We start from the raw sequence: 4,013 nt of genomic DNA, 5'->3' as shown, positions 1-4,013 counted from the left end.
CGGCAACTCCCGACATGGACTACGCGCACATCCTCCAACGCATCCACCGCGACATCCAGCCCCTGCTGGGCCAGGGGCGGGTGGCGGACTACATTCCCGAACTGGGCAAGGTGCCTTGCACGCATTTCGGCATGGCGCTGGTGTTCGCCGATGGCCTCAGCCATTGCGTCGGCGACGCCGCGGTGCCGTTCTCGATCCAGAGTATTTCCAAGCTGTTCGCGTGCACGCTGGCCTTCCAGTTGCTGGGCGAAGACCTGTGGCAGCGGGTGGGGCGCGAGCCTTCCGGCAATGCGTTCAACTCGCTGGTGCAGCTTGAGTACGAACAAGGCAAGCCGCGCAATCCTTTCATCAACGCCGGTGCGCTGGTGGTCACCGATGTGCTGTGCAGCCGCTTCGTCCAGGCCGAGACCGCGCTGGTGCAATTCATGCGCCGGCTGTGCGGCAACCCTGCCATCGACTACGACGCCCGCGTGGCGCAATCCGAGCGCGAACATGCCGATCGCAACCGCGCCATGGCTTATTTCATGAAGAGCTTCGGGCGGCTGGAAATGCCGGTCGACAAGGTGATCGACGCTTATTGCCGCCAGTGCGCCATCGCCATGAACTGCGAGGACCTGGCGCGCGCGGCGCTGTTCCTGGCCCACGGCGGTGTGGTGCCGTGGAGTGGCGAGCGCGTGCTCGATGCCAGCCCCACCAAGCGGCTCTCTGCCCTGATGCTGACCTGCGGCACTTACGACGCCGCCGGCGACTTTGTCTACCGGGTGGGCCTGCCCGCCAAGAGCGGGGTGGGCGGCGGCATCGTGGCGGTGCTGCCGGGGCGCTGGTCGGTGTGCGTGTGGTCGCCGGGGCTGGACCATAGCGGCAACTCGCTGGCGGGGGTGCAGGCGCTGGAGTGGCTGACCACGCTCAGCGCGCATTCGATTTTTTGAATGATGCCCGGCGGGCTCAGGCTTTCCTTTCCGCCGGACTGAACAGGTAGCACAGCAAGGCGACGGCCACCAGCACTGTCGCCGACAGGAAGATCGCAGAGTATGTCTTCGATACCGGCCAGCGCCCGATATCGCCCGCGTTGGCGATCAGGCCGAATGCCCATGACGTCATCGCCGAGCCGGCAAAGACGAAGGTATTGAGCAGGCCGAGGCCTCTGCCGCGCGAGGACGGCGGAATCAGCCCGCGGCCCTGCGCCATGATCAGCGGATGCAGCATGCCGATAGTCGACAGCAACGCCATCAGTCCCACCGCGTACGCCAGGCCGCCGGCGGGCCGCAGGGTCAGCAGGATGGCGCCCGTCATGGTCAGGCAGGTCCAGGCAGCGATGGTGGTCTTGAGCGAACTGCGCCTGACCAGCACGGGCAGCAGGAATGCGGTCAGGAAGCCGCTGAGGCTCAGCAGCGTCAGCGCCACCCCGCGCGGGCCGGAATCCAGTCCGTAGACGGTGGCCAGATAGGGGCCGCTCCAGGCATTGCGGAATGCGGTGCCCGCCGCCATGGCGACGCACAGCGGGATGAGGGTCCACAAGGGCGCGATGGCCAGCAGCCTGGCGCTTTGCAGCAGCATCGATCGCAGCGGGACATGGCGCGCCTCGGCATGCCCCTCGTCCCTGACGAAACGCCAGACGCCATAGCAGGCCGCGGCCATCCCCAGTGCGGCGCAGGACATGGCCGGGCGCCAGCCGGCCAGGTGCATGGCCCACCCGAGCGGCGCCGTGGCGCAGAGCGCGCCGATCATCCCCATGGCATTGGACTTGCTGGCTACCCTGGCGTAGTGCTTTTCCGAAAGATGCTCCGAGGCAAAATGCAGCAGACCCATGAAGACCGGTGCGCAGGCCAGTCCGAGGCCGGCTTGCGCAAGCATGGCAAAGGTGCCGTTCGGCGCCAGGATGAACAGGATGGAAGACACCGCGCCAACCGCCAGCAGCAGGGCGGTCGGCCTGCCGACGCCGTACCGGTCGAAGGCAATGCCAATGGGAATCTGCGCGGCGCCGAAGGCCAGGAAGAAGCAGGAAGACAGGGCGCCGAATCCCGCCGGCGACAGCCCGAAGTCATGCTGGAGTTCCGGCGCCATCACGGCCAGGCAGGTGCGGAAGAACTGGCTGAGCGCGAAGGCAAAGGTGAGTACCGCGATGCCGGGCAGCGCGCGATTTGTCGTCGTCTCGGCGTTAGGCAAGGTGCGCTCCTTGGCGGAGCGCCGGGATGAACTGGCGATTGCGCCAATAGTCGACCGGATTTTTCAACTTGTTATTTATTCGAGAACGGGGGCATCGGGCTTCTGCACGGCTGGCCCTTGCGGCTGACTGATCGGCCGCCGGGCGCAGGAGCGTATTCTACGCTGCCTTGGCCCCTGCCGATTGGTGAGCGGCCGGGGAGGCGCTGCCAACGGCGGCAGCACGACAGGCAGAACGGGCCTGGGATCGGCTGCACGGAATCCCGCCGGCAAACCTGCGGCCACGACCGGGCCGGCCAATCCACGGCGGCATTGTCCGCCCTCGCAGGCACGGCCTCACGCCACGTTGTGCACCACCACGAGCTGCTTGCGGAACTCGAAGCCCATTGCCGGCCAAGTCTTTACGTAGTCCATCAGCGCGGTCTTGCCGTTCGCATAGTCTTCGCCATTGACACGGCAATCGGCGTGGATTTCGCCGTCATCATCGCGTGCGGCGTACAGGCGGATGGCGGCGAACCCGCTCGATTCGAGCACGGGCAGGAAGGCTTCGATCGACTGCGTCAGCAGGCAGCACGGGCAGAAGCCGTGCTCGCCGCTCTCTCCATCGTCTGCGCACGCATTGCCGTCGTCGGCGTGGCATGCCGTCTGTGCCTGCGGGCTTGCCATGTAGTGGGAGGCGGGACCGAATACCAAGCGGCGGTGCAATTCCGGGTGGTCTGCCTTGGCCGGGAAGTCCATCGTCATCGACATGCACCCCGAGGCCGCGGCACTGGTGCTCTCGCGAAGCGCCACCGCGTCGGTTCTCGCCCATTGCGTGAAGCCACTGCGGAAAGCATCCGCAGCGTCGGCATGGCTGGCGGCATGCTGGAACTCGAAGCAGCCCGCGGGCGCGAGCGTGCCATGCGAGACCTGGATGGTGGTAGACGACCGGCCCTTGCCGTCCGGGTACAGCTCCCAACTCAGCAGTCGCGGTAGCAGCCAGATGTCCTCTGCAGTCTGCAGCCATTCCCCGTGACGGGACACCCGCTGGCCTTCGGCAGTCAGCACTTCCTCAAGCAGGCTGGTCAGGTCGATGTGCTCCGACCAGCTTTCGTCGTCACGGCTGAAGGCAATGGAGAAGACAGAGGTCTGGCCGGGATTGCCCGGGCTGATCTGTGGCGTGTAGGTGGACTCGGATGTCATCTGGAAACCGCGGTTCGGTCGCTCTTACTCAGGGTTAGGGGTAGGGCCGATCAACGCCCCAGGCAGCAGCTTGTCAATCTGGATGAGACGCGGGATAACTGGATCGTCATGGCGACAGGTACCGATGCGATTTTACAGAATCCCTCGAGGTAGCAAGGGAGGCGCCGGCGGCGGGCCACTCCGGAATTATGGCACGTGCCAAGAATTGCTATTGGGTTTCCAGTAACCTGAAAATAATCGATGGTCCGTCTCGCGCTTCCGGGAGATCGGCGATCAATGTCAGGTCTGTCTTCCTGTCTCCCGACCATAGCTGGCACGAGACTCGCCATGCTTGTGGAAATGGTTCCGTTTCGTAGATATCCAATGGCACTCTGCCGGTGCTGTCTGCCTCGAAGGCTATGCTGTAGGGTGGAGGGCATAAATTCTCGATGGATTCGCCGGAGCTTTCCAGCTCATCAATGATTTCACCGTGGATAGGCTGGGTTATTCCAAATTCCGTCAATTTTTCCGATGAGTTGGATGCAATATTTTTTAAAATCTCGGCTATGAGCCTGTAAACATCGGCTCTGTTGTACGGTTGCATTGTTATTTCAATTTTTTCGTTGATAACGAGAGATTTATGAATTGGAGTTCGATCGCTATAGGTTTTTTATTGGCATGATTTAGGA

General features: G+C 63.6%; 4 protein-coding genes. 1 reads left to right on the top strand and 3 read right to left on the bottom strand.

Translation table 11 applies throughout. From position 1 onward, the window contains the following. The first annotated feature begins 14 nt into the window (after positions 1-14). Positions 15-929 (top strand): glutaminase, encoded by a 915-nt coding sequence (locus P3W85_RS39700; protein WP_276268841.1) that lies wholly within the window; start codon positions 15-17, stop codon positions 927-929. 16 nt (positions 930-945) lie between these two features. Here the strand turns inward: P3W85_RS39700 and P3W85_RS39695 are convergent, their stop codons facing one another. The 3 genes from P3W85_RS39695 to P3W85_RS39685 all read right to left on the bottom strand — a co-directional run bounded on the left by P3W85_RS39695 (position 946) and on the right by P3W85_RS39685 (position 3,928). Then, positions 946-2,166: an MFS transporter gene (locus P3W85_RS39695; RefSeq protein WP_276268840.1), complete on the bottom strand. Its 1,221-nt coding sequence runs from the start codon at positions 2,164-2,166 to the stop codon at positions 946-948. 333 nt (positions 2,167-2,499) lie between these two features. Next, positions 2,500-3,345 (bottom strand): DUF6348 family protein, encoded by an 846-nt coding sequence (locus P3W85_RS39690; protein WP_276268839.1) that lies wholly within the window; start codon positions 3,343-3,345, stop codon positions 2,500-2,502. Positions 3,346-3,553: 208 nt separating this feature from the next. Further along, on the bottom strand, positions 3,554-3,928 hold the full coding sequence (locus P3W85_RS39685) for a hypothetical protein (protein ID WP_276268838.1): 375 nt from the start codon (positions 3,926-3,928) through the stop codon (positions 3,554-3,556). Positions 3,929-4,013 lie beyond the last annotated feature (85 nt).

Origin of the sequence: Cupriavidus basilensis, from assembly GCF_029335485.1 — a bacterium.
In the GTDB taxonomy this organism is placed as follows: Bacteria; Pseudomonadota; Gammaproteobacteria; order Burkholderiales; family Burkholderiaceae; genus Cupriavidus; species Cupriavidus basilensis_E.
Note: the sequence above shows the minus strand (reverse complement) of the source record. Positions and strands in the feature narration are given on the sequence as shown.

What these genes read in the sequence shown, in the direction of transcription:
- P3W85_RS39700 (WP_276268841.1), top strand. Translation starts at nt 15, where the DNA reads ATGGACTACGCGCACATCCTCCAACGCATCCACCGCGACATCCAGCCC.
- P3W85_RS39690 (WP_276268839.1), bottom strand. Translation starts at nt 3,345, where the DNA reads ATGACATCCGAGTCCACCTACACGCCACAGATCAGCCCGGGCAATCCC.
- P3W85_RS39685 (WP_276268838.1), bottom strand. Translation starts at nt 3,928, where the DNA reads ATGCAACCGTACAACAGAGCCGATGTTTACAGGCTCATAGCCGAGATT.